16 protein-coding genes are annotated in these 16,389 nt (G+C 40.9%); 4 read left to right on the forward strand and 12 right to left on the reverse strand.

Annotated features, from left to right (window positions below; all coding sequences use genetic code 11):
- Nucleotides 1–21: 21 nt before the first annotated feature.
- From WAO84_RS06485 to WAO84_RS06500, 4 genes are read left to right on the forward strand one after another with little or no spacing between them, the layout of a single operon-like run.
- A complete protein-coding gene (locus WAO84_RS06485) occupies nucleotides 22–960 on the forward strand; it encodes a mevalonate kinase family protein (protein ID WP_340064548.1) in 939 nt (312 codons plus the stop codon).
- Nucleotides 961–968: 8 nt separating this feature from the next.
- A complete protein-coding gene (locus WAO84_RS06490; protein WP_340064551.1) occupies nucleotides 969–1,874 on the forward strand; it encodes a geranylgeranylglycerol-phosphate geranylgeranyltransferase in 906 nt (301 codons plus the stop codon).
- A gap of 3 nt (nucleotides 1,875–1,877) precedes the next feature.
- The gene (locus WAO84_RS06495) at nucleotides 1,878–2,840 is read left to right on the forward strand and encodes a carbon-nitrogen hydrolase family protein (RefSeq protein WP_340064553.1); all 963 of its coding nucleotides are present in this window, start codon (nucleotides 1,878–1,880) and stop codon (nucleotides 2,838–2,840) included.
- Nucleotides 2,841–2,896: 56 nt separating this feature from the next.
- Nucleotides 2,897–3,733: a pseudouridine synthase gene (locus WAO84_RS06500; RefSeq protein ID WP_340064554.1), complete on the forward strand. Its 837-nt coding sequence runs from the start codon at nucleotides 2,897–2,899 to the stop codon at nucleotides 3,731–3,733.
- Between the two features lie 8 nt (nucleotides 3,734–3,741).
- Here WAO84_RS06500 and argH read toward each other — a convergent pair whose 3' ends face one another.
- The 12 genes from argH to WAO84_RS06560 all read right to left on the reverse strand — a co-directional run bounded on the left by argH (nucleotide 3,742) and on the right by WAO84_RS06560 (nucleotide 16,373).
- Entirely contained in the window at nucleotides 3,742–5,028 is a 1,287-nt protein-coding gene (gene argH, locus WAO84_RS06505; protein ID WP_340064555.1) for an argininosuccinate lyase, read from the reverse strand.
- Nucleotides 5,025–6,110, reverse strand: coding sequence for a M20 family metallo-hydrolase (locus WAO84_RS06510; protein ID WP_340064556.1), 1,086 nt, complete (start codon nucleotides 6,108–6,110; stop codon nucleotides 5,025–5,027). Before WAO84_RS06510 ends, argH begins: the two co-directional genes overlap by 4 nt.
- A gap of 3 nt (nucleotides 6,111–6,113) precedes the next feature.
- Nucleotides 6,114–6,896, reverse strand: coding sequence for an acetylglutamate kinase (gene argB, locus WAO84_RS06515; RefSeq protein WP_340064558.1), 783 nt, complete (start codon nucleotides 6,894–6,896; stop codon nucleotides 6,114–6,116).
- Complete coding sequence (locus tag WAO84_RS06520) at nucleotides 6,889–7,836, reverse strand: N-acetylornithine carbamoyltransferase (protein ID WP_340064559.1); 948 nt, start codon at nucleotides 7,834–7,836, stop codon at nucleotides 6,889–6,891. Before WAO84_RS06520 ends, argB begins: the two co-directional genes overlap by 8 nt.
- Entirely contained in the window at nucleotides 7,833–8,960 is a 1,128-nt protein-coding gene (locus WAO84_RS06525; protein WP_340064560.1) for an aspartate aminotransferase family protein, read from the reverse strand. The genes WAO84_RS06520 and WAO84_RS06525 overlap by 4 nt, the downstream gene beginning before the upstream one ends.
- Nucleotides 8,957–9,757 carry a pyrroline-5-carboxylate reductase gene (gene proC, locus WAO84_RS06530; RefSeq protein WP_340064562.1) on the reverse strand — a complete coding sequence of 267 codons (801 nt, stop codon included), beginning with the start codon at nucleotides 9,755–9,757 and terminating at the stop codon, nucleotides 8,957–8,959. The genes WAO84_RS06525 and proC overlap by 4 nt, the downstream gene beginning before the upstream one ends.
- Before the next feature lie 18 nt (nucleotides 9,758–9,775).
- The gene (gene argC, locus WAO84_RS06535; protein ID WP_340064563.1) at nucleotides 9,776–10,750 is read right to left on the reverse strand and encodes an N-acetyl-gamma-glutamyl-phosphate reductase; all 975 of its coding nucleotides are present in this window, start codon (nucleotides 10,748–10,750) and stop codon (nucleotides 9,776–9,778) included.
- 4 nt (nucleotides 10,751–10,754) lie between these two features.
- Complete coding sequence (gene argG, locus WAO84_RS06540; protein WP_340064564.1) at nucleotides 10,755–11,933, reverse strand: argininosuccinate synthase; 1,179 nt, start codon at nucleotides 11,931–11,933, stop codon at nucleotides 10,755–10,757.
- Nucleotides 11,930–12,559 (reverse strand): GNAT family N-acetyltransferase, encoded by a 630-nt coding sequence (locus WAO84_RS06545; protein WP_340064567.1) that lies wholly within the window; start codon nucleotides 12,557–12,559, stop codon nucleotides 11,930–11,932. Before WAO84_RS06545 ends, argG begins: the two co-directional genes overlap by 4 nt.
- A 281-nt stretch (nucleotides 12,560–12,840) precedes the next feature.
- Nucleotides 12,841–14,175: an MptA/MptB family glycosyltransferase gene (locus tag WAO84_RS06550; protein WP_340064568.1), complete on the reverse strand. Its 1,335-nt coding sequence runs from the start codon at nucleotides 14,173–14,175 to the stop codon at nucleotides 12,841–12,843.
- A complete protein-coding gene (locus WAO84_RS06555; RefSeq protein ID WP_340064569.1) occupies nucleotides 14,175–15,659 on the reverse strand; it encodes a cellulose synthase family protein in 1,485 nt (494 codons plus the stop codon). Before WAO84_RS06555 ends, WAO84_RS06550 begins: the two co-directional genes overlap by 1 nt.
- Nucleotides 15,660–16,373: a glycosyltransferase family 2 protein gene (locus tag WAO84_RS06560; protein WP_340064571.1), complete on the reverse strand. Its 714-nt coding sequence runs from the start codon at nucleotides 16,371–16,373 to the stop codon at nucleotides 15,660–15,662.
- Between the last annotated feature and the right edge of the window lie 16 nt (nucleotides 16,374–16,389).

Raw genomic sequence — 16,389 nt, forward strand, 5'->3', positions numbered from 1 at the left:
TCACGAACTAAGGAAAAAGCTATGAAAGGACCACTTTTTTACTCTAAAATTCTTCTCTTTGGAGAATATGGGATCATAAAAGATTCCAAAGGGTTGTCCATACCTTATAATTTTTACAATGGCGCGTTAAAGCTGGATGAAAACGAAACCCCCGAAGCATTGCGCTCTAATAAGAGCCTTCAGGAATTTACCGTATATCTTGAAGAACTGCAGAAATCGCGTCCCGGTCTGGTAGCTTTCGATATCGATGCCCTCCGGGAAGATACGAGCCGGGGTATGTATTTTGACAGCAGTATCCCCCAGGGGTATGGCGTAGGGAGCAGTGGTGCTCTGGTAGCCGCTGTTTACGACAAATACGCTCACAATAAAATTACAGTTTTAGAGAATTTAACCAGAGACAAACTCCTTACCTTAAAAGAGATATTTGGTGCTATGGAATCTTTTTTTCATGGCAGATCTTCAGGACTCGACCCGTTAAACAGCTATTTGAGCATTCCTATTCTCATAAACTCAAAAGACCATATAGAACCTACAGGCATTCCTTTACAAAACAATAGCGGTAAAGGAGCAGTTTTTCTTTTAGATAGTGGAATGACCGGAGAAACCGCACCAATGGTTCACATTTTTATGGAGAACATGAAGCAGGAAGGATTTCGCAAAATGATAAAAAACCAGTTTGTGAAACACACAGATGCCTGCGTGGAAGATTTTCTTAAAGGGGATTTCAAATCGCTTTTTGGAAATATCAAAGAGCTTTCCAATGTGGTACTCGACCATTTTAAGCCTATGATACCCCCTCAGTTCCACAAACTCTGGAAAAAGGGTATCGATACTAATGATTATTACCTTAAACTTTGCGGCTCCGGTGGAGGAGGATATATTTTAGGATTTACGCAAGACATAGATAAAGCCAGAAAAGCATTAGCAGGATACAAGTTGGAAGTGGTCTATAACTTCTAACGACCCCCATGCTCAGTAGAAAGAATAAATTACTCGTTTTCAAATTCCTGAGCCTTTTTTCAGTTGTACGGGGATATAATGTATTAGTGATTGCCCTGGCACAATATCTGGCATCCATTTACATCCTTGCGCCCAACTGGCCCCTTCGCAAAGTAGTGCTGGATCCCAATCTCTTTGCCATTGTAGCAGCTTCAGCATTGGCCATAGCCTCAGGATACATCATAAACAGCTTTTATGATGCCGAAAAGGATCTCATTAATCGCCCTCAAAAAACCATGTTAGACCGCCTTGTAAGCCAGAATACCAAGCTTTCAACCTATTTTGTCCTCAATTTCGTATCTGTAGTTTTTGCCAGTTATGTGTCGTTCAGGGCCGTTGTTTTCTTTGCAGCCTATATTTTTGGTATCTGGCTATACTCACATAAATTAAAAAAGATCCCTTTTTTAGGTAATCTTACCTCGGCTTCGCTGGCCATTACTCCTTTCTTTGCCGTTTTTATATATTATAAGAATTTTGAAACCGTCATTTTTGTACACGCTACTTTTCTGTTTCTTTTAATCTCTATGCGTGAACTTATTAAAGACCTGGAAAACCTTAAGGGCGATCTGGCACATAATTACAGAACCATTCCGGTGATTTTTGGAGAAAAAGTTTCCAAACTCCTTATTAGCAGTTTAGTACTGTTTACATTTGCGCCCATGTATCTACTCATTCGCTTTTTTCATATTGGGTATATGAACTATTATTTTTATGGCAGTGGGATATTGTTGTTGCTTTTTCTGGTGCTTCTCTGGGTATCAGCCTCCAAAATGCATTATGTTATTTTGCATAACATTCTCAAAGTGATCATAGTTTCAGGAGTTTTTAGTATTTTGTTAATAGATGTGGAACTGGTACTTAACAGAATTATATAACATATGTCTGCACAATCGCTTACTGTAGCTCTGGCACAAATTGCTCCTGTTTGGCTAAACAAAGAAGAAACGCTAAAAAAGGTGATCGAGACAATAAAGGAAGCTGCACAAAGCAGGGCATCTTTGGTAGTATTTGGCGAAGCACTCATTCCGGGATATCCTTTTTGGGTAGAATTGACCAACGGTGCCCGCTTTAATTCATCTGTCCAGAAAGAAATGTATGCTCATTATGCAAAAAATGCCATAGTAATAGAAGATGGGGACCTGAATACCCTATGCCAGGTAGCAGCTAACAATAAAATAGCTGTATATCTTGGTATAATAGAACGGCCTAAGGACAGGGCAGGACATAGTCTTTATTGTTCCCTGTTGTACATTGATACAGAGGGTCATATTCAATCAGTTCATCGCAAGCTGCAGCCTACATACGAAGAGCGATTGGTTTGGTCTCCCGGAGATGGTAACGGGCTTACCGTGCATAAGTTGGGACCGTTTACCGTGGGAGGGCTTAATTGTTGGGAGAATTGGATGCCTCTACCCCGGGCTGCACTTTATGCCCAGGGCGAGAATTTGCATGTAGCCGTGTGGCCGGGCAATGATTTCAACACCAGAGATATTACCAGGTTTATTGCGCGGGAGTCCAGAAGTTATGTGATCTCCGTTTCGGGCCTCATGCGAAAAACCGATATTTCATCTGATGTTCCTCATCAAAACAAGATATGGGAACAGGCCCCTGATATATTTGCCAACGGAGGATCTTGTATTGCAGGTCCTGACGGAGAGTGGCTGGTAGAGCCGGTGCTCGATAAAGAAGGGATTATTATTAAGACCCTCGATTTTGACAAAGTATTTGAAGAACGTCAGAACTTTGATCCTTCAGGACATTACTCCCGTCCCGATGTCACGCGATTAACAGTAAACCGCGAGCGTCAGCATATACTTCATTTAGGAGAAAACAACAAGTAAGGCATAGAAAGATAAAACATAGTTTTATTGCATTATCTTTGCGCAAATTTACTTTAATGAATAAGCCAGATAAACGCAGCGATAAAAAAAATACAACCGGAGCCAAAAAAAAGCATATTGCAAAAGGTAAAAAACCGGTATCGGGTCGTACAAAATCTTCTGCCTCTTCTGCAGAGAAGAAAGACTCAGAAATACGGCTCAATAAATACATTGCCAACTCAGGTGTCTGCTCCCGGAGAGATGCAGATATCTATATTGTTTCCGGAAATGTGATGGTAAATGACAAGATCGTTACCGAATTGGGCTTTAAAGTAAAACCAACAGATAAAGTTCGTTTTGACGGAAGAGTGATCACTCCCGAGAAAATAGAGTATGTTTTATTAAATAAGCCTAAAGGATTTATTACCACCACCAGTGATGAAAAAGGACGCAGAACGGTTATGGACCTGGTTCGTAATGCCTCAAAATCACGTATTTTACCGGTAGGCCGATTAGATCGTGCTACTACGGGCCTTTTGTTGTTTACCAATGATGGAGAAATGGCCAAAAAACTCACACATCCCAAATATGGAGTACGCAAGATCTATCATGTAGAACTTGACAAACCCTTATCTCCTACGCATTTGAGAAAAATTGCGGACGGACTCACCCTGGAAGATGGCCCGATTAAAGTAGATGAAATAAGCTATATTGACAATACACCCAAGCGCGAAGTAGGGATACGCCTTCACAGCGGAAAAAACCGTATTGTAAGACGCATTTTTGAGCATCTGGGATATGAAGTGGTACGCCTGGACAGAGTAGTATTCGCAGGGCTCACTAAAAAAGATCTGCCCCGCGGTCACTGGAGACATCTTACCAAACAGGAAATCATTAACCTTGAGATGCTTTAAGAAAGCTTTTATAAAGATATCACGTTTTCCATTTTCTTTTGTATTTCTTTCAGGCACAGGTTGCCTATACTACCCTGGTGAGTATGCTGAACCTGCTTTTTGGGTATAAAGGTCCCGTTGTTTATGGTTTTTCCAACCTGTTGATAGGCCTCTCGAAACGGGATACCCTTTTCTACCATTTCATTTACTACTTCTACACTAAAAATAGGATCGTAAAGAGAGTTTTGAAGAATATTTTTGGTAACTTCTATATTCTCCAGAGAAAAACAGGTAATTTCTAAGCAAGCTTTAAGATTTTCAATGCCCGGTATAATGATCTCCTTGGCCAGTTGCAGATCTCTGTGATAACCCGAAGGCAGATTAGTTGTTAGCAGATTTAACTCATTAGGCAGTGCCTGCAGGCGGTTACATTTGGCTCGTATCAACTCAAACACATCTGGATTTTTTTTATGTGGCATAATACTTGACCCGGTAGTGATCTCATCTGGGAATGAGATAAAGTCAAAATTTTGCCCCATATACAGGCAAATATCCATAGCCAGTTTGCTCAGGGTGCCCGCAATACTACTTATTGCAAATGCAGTAGTTTTTTCCATCTTGCCACGACTCATTTGGGCAGCTATCACATTGTATTTCATGGTAGCAAAGCCCAACTCTTCGGTAGTGAGTTCCCGGTTAATGGGAAATGAACTACCATAGCCTGCGGCACTTCCCAAAGGGTTTTGATCTGCTACTTTAAAAGCAGCTTTCAAAAGGTGAAGGTCATCAATTAGACACTCTGCATAGGCAGAAAACCATAACCCAAAAGAAGACGGCATTGCAATTTGGAGGTGGGTATATCCAGGCATAAGGATATCCTTGTGTTTTTCAGCCAGTTCTAGTAGTCGGTTAAACAATAGGGCTGTACTTTTTTCAATGGCCGAGAGGGCTTCTTTTACGTATAGCTGCATGGCTACCAGTACCTGGTCATTCCTTGACCGGGCCATATGTATTTTTTTGCCGGTAACACCTAACATTTCGGTAAGCATGTATTCTATTTTTGAGTGCATGTCCTCAAAATCTTCTTCTATGGTGAACTTACCGTCTTCTGTGGTTTTGGCAATAACATCTAAGGCAGCTATGAGCTCACGGGCTTCCTTTTCTGAAAGTAACCCTGTTTTTCCCAGCATGTTTGCATGGGCTTTGGAAGCGAGAATATCATACTTTACCAGGATGAGATCCAGTTCCCGGTCGTTACCTACGGTAAACCGGTCAATTTTTTTATGTGTGCTTATACCTTTATCCCAGAGTTTCATTTTTCAGATGTATTTGAATTAAGAATAACATTGTTTAGTATTTTAATATACAGGTCGATACCTTCTTCAATTTCATGCAGATAGATAAATTCGTCTGCAGTATGTGAACGGGTAGAATCGCCAGGCCCCATTTTTAAGGAAGGGCAGCTTAATGCAGCCTGATCTGATAAGGTAGGCGAACCATAGGGGGTTCTTCCCATAGCGATTCCTGCTTTTACCAGCGCATGGTGCATGGGGATAGATGATGAATTAAGTCTTAATGACCGGGGGGTTACCCGGCAGGGGGCTTTCTCTTTAAGTAAATAATTAATTTCATTATTGGTATAACGATCATTTACTCTTACATCGATCACCAGATGGGTTTCTGCCGGAACTACATTGTGTTGACTGCCCGCATGGATCTGGGTTACAGTCATTTTTACTTCTCCCAGAAGCTCTGAAACCTTTTCAAACTCATATTCCTGGAACCATTTAAGCACCTCAATGGTATTGTAAATACTATTGTCTTTATTAGGGTGTGCGGCATGTCCGGGGGTACCGTTTACCACTGCATCAAAAACGATAAGGCCTTTTTCGGCAACGGCCAGATCCATTTTGGTAGGCTCCCCCACAATGGCCACGTCTATTTCCGGAAGTAGGGGGAGTACACTGTTAAGACCATTGGGCCCAGAACTTTCTTCTTCGGCAGAGGCTACCAGAATGAGGTTATATGACAGGTTCTTTTGTGCATAAAAATGAGTAAATACAGCCAGCAGGGAAACCAGACACCCTCCGGCATCGTTACTGCCCAATCCAAAAAGTTTACCTTCTTTTACTATGGGTAAAAAAGGGTCCAGCGTGTATGCTTTATTGGGTTTTACGGTATCATGGTGGGAATTGAGTAGTAAAGTGGGTTTAGCATTGTCAAAATATTTATTAAAAGCATAGCAATTGTTTCCCAAACGCTCACAAGGTATTCCGAAGGAAGTGAACCATTTTTCAATGAGTATAGCGGTTTGCTGTTCCTGCGATGAAAAAGAAGGAGTTGCAATTAGTTTTTTGAGAAGAGCAATAGCTTCCTGAGTAAGTGTTGTTTGTTCCATACTCTATAAAGTTAAGGTAGTACCTCCTGCATGAGTACCGCAAATTAGTTTTTCGTTCCCAATATAGACCTCTTGAACCCCGCGCTGTAAAGCATAAAAACAGTTCTGTAGTTTTGGCAGCATACCGTCTGTTATGTGTCCGTTTTGTACCAGGCTTTTGTAATGTAGTGTATCAATTGAATGAATTACTGATTTTTCGTCTGAAAGGTTGGAAAGTACACCTGCTTTTTCAAAGCAGTAATACAATGCACTTTCATAATTACACCCCAGGGCTATAGCGAGTTCTGCTGCTATGGTATCTGCATTGGTATTGAGGAGTTGTCCTTTTTCATTATGGGTTATGGAACACACTACAGGCGTAATGCCTGCTTCAATAAGAAAGGAAAGGGTGTTGTTATTTACATATTCTATATCACCTGCATAGCCATAATCTGCTGAGGTATCTTGTCTCTTTCGTGCTTTAATGATGTTGGCATCGGCACCTGTAAAACCAAGCGCATTGCAACCTGCTTTTTGAAGCAGGGCAATAAGGGTTTTATTTATGAGCCCTCCATATACCATAGTTACCACGTTTAGCGTTTCAGCATCGGTAATACGGCGGCCGTTAAGCATAGAAGGAGTAATTCCCATCTTTTGAGATACTTCGGTAGCGAGTTTTCCTCCACCGTGTACAAGTACTTTTTTTTCCCGTATCTCTGCGAAATCTTCCAGGAATTTTTGTAATCGGGAAGTATCAGAAATGATGTTTCCTCCAATCTTGACGATCTTTATTTTTTTGTCATTCATTTTCTAAAAGCTTTTTAAGTACCAGTTGTGCTGCATAGGTTCGGTTGGCTGCCTGTTTCATGACAAGTGAACGGTTACTGTCTAAAACCGCGTCTGTAACCACTACATTTCGTCTTACCGGCAGGCAATGCATAAAATAAGCGTTGTTAGTATGCTTCATTTTTTCAGAAGTAATGGTCCATTCAGGATCCTGATGCAGTACCTTCCCGTACTGTTGGTAGGAACTCCAGTTTTTTACATATACAAAATCGGCCTCTGCAAAAGCTTTTTCCTGATCGTATTCTATGCGAATGTTTTGGGTGAACGTATTTTTGAGTTCGTACCCCTCAGGGTGCGTAATATTAAAATCAACTTTCATTAGTTGCATTATCTCAACAAATGAATTGGCCACCGCCTGTGGCAGTGCTTTGGGGTGAGGCGCCCAACTCAGTACTACTTTAGGTTTTCTTTGCCCGGAGTGCTCATAAATGGTAAGTGCATCAGCCAGGGCCTGTAAGGGGTGAGCAGTAGCACTTTCCATATTAATGATGGGAACGCTTGCATATTTGTAAAAACTATTGAGAACCATTTCCGAAGCATCTTTTTCCCGATCGGTTAGCTCGGGAAAAGCACGGATGCCTATCATGTCACAATATTGAGAGATCACTCCTGCGGCTTCTTTTACGTGTTCTGAGGTGTTGCCATTCATAATGGTCCCATCTTCAAACTCAAGCGCCCAGGCATCTCCTGAAACGTTTATGACAAGGGTATGCATTCCCAGTAATTGCGCTGCTTTTTGAGTGCTCAAACGGGTACGTAAGCTGGGATTAAAAAAAAGAAGTCCTAATGTTTTGTGTTTTCCCAGGTTAGCGAACCGGTGTGGTGCCTTTTTAAGCTCTACAGCCTCCTCCAGCCAAAGAGGCAGTGAATCAATGGCATTTAAGTCCAGAAAGTGTTTCATGACAATTCAGTTTTTAAGGCATTCACAAAATGATCGATATGTGTTTTTTGCAAAGTAAGAGGCGGGAGCATACGAAGTAGTTTTCTGTTCGCAGAACCTCCGGTAAATATGTGATGCCGGTAAATGAGTTGTTTACGAAGATCATTCACTTCAAAATCAAATTCTAACCCGAGCATAAGCCCTCGCCCTTTAATTCTCTTTATCTGAGGAACAAAAGCGATCTGCTCATTAAAATATTGATCCATACTTATGGCATTTTCCATAAGATGCTCCCGGGAGAGTATTTCAAGGACCGCTATAGAAGCGCTACAAGCCAGATGGTTGCCGCCAAAAGTAGTACCCAGCATACCATACACAGGCTCGATATCAGGATGAATGAGGATACCCCCAACAGGGAAGCCATTACCCATACCTTTTGCTATGGATATAATGTCTGGAGTAATACCGTGTTTTTGAAAGGCAAAAAAATCCCCGGTTCGCCCAAAACCCGATTGTACTTCATCTGCAATAAGCAATGTGTTATACTTTTTACACAGAAAGGCCAGAGAAGTATAAAAATCATGGTGAGCTTCATCGAGTCCACCTACACCCTGGATACACTCGATAATAACCGCACAGATGTGGTTTTTTGAGAGTGCCTGCTCCAGGGCTTCCAGATCACCCAGAGCGAGAAAAGTAACCTCGTGCTGTTTATTAACCGGAGCGTTGATACCCGCATTATCGGTTACGGCCACTGCTGCCGATGTACGGCCATGAAAGGCATTGTTAAAAGCAATTACATGCGATTTTCCTGTTTGAAAAGAGGCTAATTTCAGGGCATTTTCATTGGCTTCGGCACCAGAGTTACACATAAAAAGCTGATATTCATAACAACCCGAAATTTTCCCCAGAAGATTTGCCAATTCTACCTGTAAAGGATTTTTAACCGCATTTGAATAAAATCCCAGTTTTTGAATCTGGGAGGTTATTTTTTCTACATACTGTGGATGGGAGTGCCCTATCGAGATCACTGCATGCCCTCCGTACAGATCTAGGTACTCTGTTCCTGTATCGTCATAAATATAAACATCCCTGCCTTTTACAGGAGTAACGTCATATAACGGATATACATCAAATAAAGTCATAACTGTTTGATTGAAATCTGGTTAATCTTTTCATAGGAGGCAACAATACCTTTAATAAGAGATGAGCTCAGGCCCTGGTGCTCCATTTCATTGAGCCCTTCTATGGTGCATCCTCCTGGTGTGGTAACCCGGTCTATCTCTTCTTCGGGATGCTTGCCTGATTCCAGTAAAAGACTGGCAGCACCTAAGCAGGTGTGCATGGCCAGTGTATGTGCTTCTTTGGTATCAAACCCTAACTGAATGGCACCCTGGGTAGTAGCTCTGATGAGTCGCATCCAGAAAGCGATACCACTGGCACATATTACCGTAGCAGCTCTCATTTGCTCTTCCGGTATTATCAGTGAAGTACCCAGTCTGTCAAAAATAGCTTTGGCAAGTACTATTCGTTTCTTTCCCTTCTCATTGCTGCAGAGGCAGGTAATGGATTTTCCTACCGATATGGCAGTATTGGGCATACTTCGAATGATAAAGGTATCAACGCCTGTAATTGACTCTATGCGCGAAACCAGAAAACCTGTAATCGTAGAAACCAGTACGTGATTTTCTGTAAAGAGGTCTTTTACTTCTTCAAGCACGGCCTTAAAATGTCGGGGTTGAATGCAAAAGATCAGTATATCCGATTGTTTTACGGCTTCCCTGTTATCAGCAGTTACCTTTACATTTTGGTAACTTTCGAGATGGGTAATATTGGCAGTATCTCTCTTCGTGAGATACATAGTAGTGAAGGCATTTTGAACAATAAGGCCTTTGGCTATGGATGTACCCAGATTTCCTGTTCCTATTATGGCTATTTTCATAGAGGTTGTTTTAAAGAATTAGAATACACTACTTTTAAGAGAGAGTCCCTCTGTTTCCTGTATTCCGAACATAAGGTTCATGTTTTGAACTGCCTGTCCGGAAGCTCCTTTTAGTAAATTATCAATTACACTGGTTACCAAAAGGGTGTTTTCATGTTGGTAGATATGTAAATGACACTGATTGGTGTTTACTACCTGTTTGAGATGTATTTCATTTTCAGATACCTGACAAAAAGCTGCCTCCCGATAAAACTGTTTGTACGTGTTTTTAGCTTCTTCCAGGCTCCCTGTGTAACGGGTATATGCGGTAGCAAAAATACCCCGGGTAAAATTTCCTCTTATGGGTAGAAAATGTAAGCTGGCAGCCTCTTTTTGAAGAGCTTTCAGGTTTTGTTGTATCTCGCCAAGATGTTGATGTGTAAAAGGTTTATACCACGAAACATTTTGGTTTCGCCAGCTAAAATGTGAAGTGGTACTCATGCTGCCACCGGCACCGGTACTACCGGTAATGGCCTGTATGTGAACAGGGTCTTGTAAAAGACTATTTTTGGCCAAAGGCAGCAAAGCTAACTGTATGGCAGTGGCAAAACATCCGGGATTCGCAATGGCCATAGCATTTTTAATCTGTGTTTTATGAAGTTCTGGCAGCCCATATACAAAAGTCCGGTTTTGAAAAGTCTGGTCTTTATCAAGTCTGAAATCAGCACTGAGATCAATGATCCTGGTATTTTTTGAGAAAGTGTTCTTCGAGAGAAAGGTTTTGGAATGACCATGCCCTAAACAAAGAAAAACAACATCTGCTTCGGGTAGACATTCACTACTAAAAACAAGATCGGTACTGCCTAAAAGGTCAGTATGAAAATCGGTTACAGGTTTTCCTGCGCTGCTGGTACTTACCACAAATGAGACCTCCACATTTTTGTGATTCAGTAATAATCGTAACAACTCACCTGCGGTATATCCCGTACCTCCTACTATTCCTGCTTTGATCATACTTTTATGAGTTTATGTGGTGATGTATGGCACTTTGAGTGGCCAGTAGTTTAATGAATCCTTTAGCTTCATTGGATGTCCAACCGCTATGTGTTTCTCCGTAACTTCCGTAGGCGGCACTCATAAGATCATGAGGAGATTGAATACCATCTACAGTAAAACGATACGGGTAGAGGGTGAGATATACTTCTCCTGTGACATTTTTCTGAGTATCGGCCAGAAATGCTTCTATATTTCTCATAACTTCATCCAGATACTGCCCTTCATGCAAAAGGGTACCATACCAGTTACCTAAATATTCTTTGTGCTGCTGCTGCCATTTGGTAAGTACATGTTTTTCAAGGGCATGGTGCGCTTTGATGATCAATAAGGGGGCAGCGGCTTCAAAACCTACCCGTCCTTTAATGCCTACAATGGTATCTCCTGTATGAAGGTCTCTTCCAATCGCATAAGGAGATGCTATTTCATACAACTTTTGAATTAAATGGGCCGGCGAGCCTTTTTCATCATTCACTTTTATGAGCTCTCCTTTATGAAAACTAAGGCAAAGTTTTTGAGGATCATGTGCCGAAAGCTTACTGGGGTAGGCTTCTTCAGGTAACGGAAGGTGAGACGAAAGAGTTTCTGCGCCTCCTACACTGGTTCCCCAAAGGCCTTTGTTAATAGAGTATTTGGCTTTTTCCCAGGTGGTTCTAATACCTTTTTGATTGAGGTATGCAATTTCTTCTTCTCTGGACAGTTTTTGATCTCTGATAGGTGTGATAATTTCTATATCCGGCGCGAGTATCTGAAAGATCATATCAAATCGTACCTGGTCGTTTCCCGCACCGGTACTGCCGTGGGCTATGGCATTTGCATTAACTTTTCGAGCGTATTTTACAATTTCAAGTGCCTGTATAATCCGCTCGGCACTTACTGAAAGAGGATAGGTTTGATTTCTGAGTACGTTGCCAAACACAAGATATTTTACCACGTTTTCATAAAAAGCATCTACCGCATCAATGGTTTTAGCGGTAAAGGCCCCCATTTTCAGTGCTTTTTCAGAAAGATGCTTTTGCTCTTCCACGTTGAAACCTCCCGTGTTTATGGCAATGGCATGTACTTCATACCCGCTTTCAGAAAGGTATTTTACGCAATATGAGGTGTCCAGGCCTCCACTATAAGCCAATACTAATTTTTTCATGATAAATCCTTTTTGTTTTCTTTTTTAAGAAAGAGGGTTTGCTTGATGCTTTTTAATCTTTTTAGAACCTTACCGTTATAGCGGTGTTTGGGTGTTTTTTTCTTTTTGGCAGGGTCGTATAACATTCCGGTACACAGGCACATTTTTCGTTCGGTTCGGGTTAAAATATCAAAGTTTTTACAGGTTGCGCACCCATTCCAAAAGGAATTGTCACTGGTAAGCTCTGAAAAGGTTACCGGTTCATAACCCAGTTCATAGTTTATTTTCATAACGGCCAGCCCCGTGGTAATGCCAAATATTTTGGCATGAGGGAACTTGCTTCTGGAGTGTTCAAATATTTTTTGCTTAATACGTTTTGCAAGGCCCTGGCCCCGGTAATTCGGATGCACAATAAGTCCTGAATTGGCAACAAAACGATCGTGTCCCCAGGCTTCTATATAACAAAAACCGGCAAAAACGGTGCCGTCCAGTGCAATAACGGCATTACCGTTTTCTATCTTCTGAATAATGTACTCCGGAGTTCGCCTGGCAATACCGGTACCTCTCTGATTTGCAGAGTTTTCTATGGTTTCACATATAATATCGGCATAACCTATATGTGATATGTTAGCAACTGTAACCAACATAATTACTGAAAAAATTAAGTTTTAAAAAGAATGAAAGTTTTCTGGAAAATTACTGAGCCGGACTCACCTGAGCTCACAAACGAAAGTACACCCTTACGGGCGACGGCGGCGGGGGGTAGTATTATATACAAAGGCAAACCCTGTCGCTGTAGTTGCGATAAAAGGTGTAAGTATGTAATTGCCTGTTTGCATATATTTTATTTGGAGCTTTTAAACTCCTGATTTGAACCACAAAGATTATAAAAATATTTTTAATGAGAACAAACCGAAACAAATTTTATCTAAAAAAGTAATTTTTCCTGAGGTTTTTTAAACATTTCATATAAAAACAGTACATAAATTACGATATATTCTATGCTTAGTAGTAAGTAACTCTCTTTAAAATCGGGCTGTGAATATGCAAAGTAGCTTAAAGGCACTAAAAGTGTCCACCAAACGGTAAAACGGTATTTTGTGAAAATACTTAAAACCAACGGAGTAGCGAGATACCAGGGGTGCACTACAGAGGCGGTGAAAAAATACAATGTAGAAGCTATAAGCATACTTTTAATGAGAGAGTCCATACTCTTATTGTTGCGAAAGAGAGCCATGCCTACAATGGTAAGAAGGAGAACACCTGAAGTGATCTTGCCAATAACTTGTATCATATTATATCCTTTCCACTGAAAACCTATTTCACGTAACACATAATATATGCTGGCATTAAATTCAAAATTGTTAAACCAGAGAGCTATGGTTTCTGAGTATGAATCTATGAAGGTATGTGAAAAAAAAGGCAGAAATGATATGATTACCACTCCTATAGTTACCGTATAATAGGCCAGCGCTTTTCGCCAACCCAGTACCTGTAAAAAGAGGGGAAGGAGCATAAGGGGCAGCAGCTTAACCGATATGGAAAGAGCCAGTGTACATGCAGAAAGAACCCATTTTCTTTTTTGTAACAGGTATAATGCGGTGACAAGGAAAAAGATCATAACACCTTCAAAGTGAAGATTTCCTGTTAGCTCAATAAGTATAAACGGATTGAGTATATAGATAAAAATATAGTGAACGGGTAAGCGCAGGTTTTGAAGCAGTTTGTATCCGAAAAACAATGTGCCGGCATCTGCAAGTATTATGAGTATTCGCATGGTGACTATTGCTCCGGGAATGGAATTTCCTGAAAATACTGCAGCGAGCCAGAAGCAAAATTGGTTCACGGGAGGGTAATTAGTATAGTGGCTGGCACTTAATGACCCCATACCTTCAAACAGTTCCTGTGCCTGTGGTATGGAGAGATTGCCTGTTGCCATAATATCTTCGGGCAGATAGAGATATGGATTGTAGCCTGCAAAAAGCATGCGGCCATCCCAGATAAAGCGGTAAAAGTCCTGCGATAAATCTGGGACAGTAAACAAGAAAATCAACCTGAACAGCAGTGCGGTAACCACCAGAAAGGTAATCTCCCCTTTCTGTAAACGCAGTATCCAGTAAAACAGAAGAAAGAGACTTCCGTAAATACTTATGAGTTTGAGGAATTGCGTTCTTTCCAGATCATACCCAAAAATAATATACAATACTAGACTTATCAGCACCATAAGAGTTGGAAATACGCGGTATTTCCAAAAAGGGTGCATCAGGCTTTCGAGGTTAACGATTTATAGAATACGAACCCAAAACCAAGAAAAAGCATGAAATGAAAAGGGAAAAGTCCGAAGTCATTTAAAGGCACTGCACTGTACATTCCAAACAGGAAATACAACATTAGAATTGCTTCCAGCAGGGTGTTGGCCGATATATTTTTCCGAATATATTTATTGCCTTTCCATGAATCAGTAAGGTTTTTGATATTGAACTTGGGTGTTCTTACAAATTCACTTCTTTTGCCAATATGCCCTTCCAGAACGGCTACTGAGTTATGAAGAGAAAAGCCCATAGCTACTGAAAAGAACGTAAAGAACATACGTATGTAATCGATAAAATTATCAAAGCCGCCTCCCTGAATGTTACGATAGGTGTACCAATAGCAAATAAATAGTATGATGGTACTGGCAATAAAAAAGCTGGTTACATCAAAAAACCATGCCAGATGCCCAAAAGAATTTTTAATATACAACATGGGAATACTTAGCAGGGCTACGGTAAGTACACATAGGAACATGGTGCTGTTAAGAAGGTGTAATACCCCATGAAGCCTGGTTTTAAGAGGAATATTTTTAGTAGTGAGTACTTTCCAAACCATTTTTCTGAAGTTTTCGGCTCCTCCTTTGTTCCAGCGAAACTGTTGAGAGCGCGCTGCACTGATCACTACGGGTAATTCTGCAGGGGTTTCTACATCTTCCAGATATTTGAATTTCCAGTTTTTGAGTTGTGCACGATAGCTTAGGTCGAGATCTTCGGTTAGCGTATCTCCTTCCCAGTTACCGGCATCTATGATGCACTCTTTTCTCCAAATACCGGCTGTACCGTTAAAATTAATAAAATGCCCTTTTGAATTACGTCCTACCTGTTCCAGTGTAAAATGCGCATCCAGGGCAAAGGCTTGTATTTTGGTAAGGAGGGAATAATTACGATTAAGGTGCCCCCATCGGGTTTGTACTACTCCTATTTCGGGATCCTTAAAGTAGATTACGGTCTTTTTCAACCAATCGGGATCAGGAAGAAAATCGGCATCAAATATGGCAATAAACTCTCCTTTGGCTTTGGTAAGGCCTTCTTTGAGTGCACCGGCTTTAAAACCTATTCTGTTTTCTCTTCGAATATGCAAAATATCGAGTCCGGTTTTACGTAACTCTTCTATTTTTGCGGCGGTATCTTCTACAGATTCATCGGTAGAATCATCTAGTACCTGTATCTCGAGCTTATTAGTAGGGTACTCTAATTTAGAAATATTTTCAAGTAAACGTTCAACTACGTATAACTCGTTGTAAATAGGCAACTGTATGGTTACATGGGGTATTTCCCGAGGATCCATCAAGTTGAATTTGGGGGCTTCGTCATCACGTCTTTTAAAGCCAAGGTAATTAATAAGTAAGTTTAATTGGGCGAGACTGTAAAAGAAGATGAGTAGTAATGCCGTACTGTATATGGCAATGATAATATAAGAAATGATAAGGTTCATCTATTTTATGCTGTATTTAAAAATCCAACCAAGTATTTTTATGGCAGCAAAGATAGTACCTTTTATGGTTCCTGAAACTTTTGAGACCCCAATTCTTTTTTTATAATGAACAGGTATCTCTGTATAAATTAGTTTTTTACGCAGGGCCTTGAGTTGCATTTCTACGGTCCAGCCATAGGTTTTGTCTTCCATTTCAAGGGCGAGTAGCTGGTGATATTTAATGGCACGAAACGGCCCCAGATCTGAAAACCGTGCTCCAAAAAATAATCGCATTAAGTTGACCGCCAGCCAATTTCCAAAGATTTGTTGAGGGGTCATAGAGTGTTTTTCCCGTAGCTCTTTTTTTCGGGCTCCAATTACAAGATCTATATTCTGTTCAATAATGGGCTGTACAATTTTAGTAAGTTCTTCGGGATAATCGGAATAGTCTCCATCAAGAAAAACCACTATATCCGGTTTTTCGGTTCGGCCGGCAATATACTCCATACCTTTCAGGCAGGCGTGACCATATCCTTTTTTATTCTCGCTAAGTACGGTAGCACCGGCAGCGCGTGCCACTTCTTCGGTGTTATCGGTAGAGTTGTTACTCACCACAATCACTTCATCTACAATAGGAGGGATCTCTTTTATAACATGTGCTATGGAGTTCTCTTCATTAAAGGCCGGAATAATTACTTTGATACGGTTATTTGAGGTGTGATAGCTTGTTTTCACTTTTAAAACTTGTATA

It is taken from the genome of Ascidiimonas aurantiaca, assembly GCF_037646345.1.
GTDB classification, from domain to species: domain Bacteria; phylum Bacteroidota; class Bacteroidia; order Flavobacteriales; family Flavobacteriaceae; genus Ascidiimonas; species Ascidiimonas aurantiaca.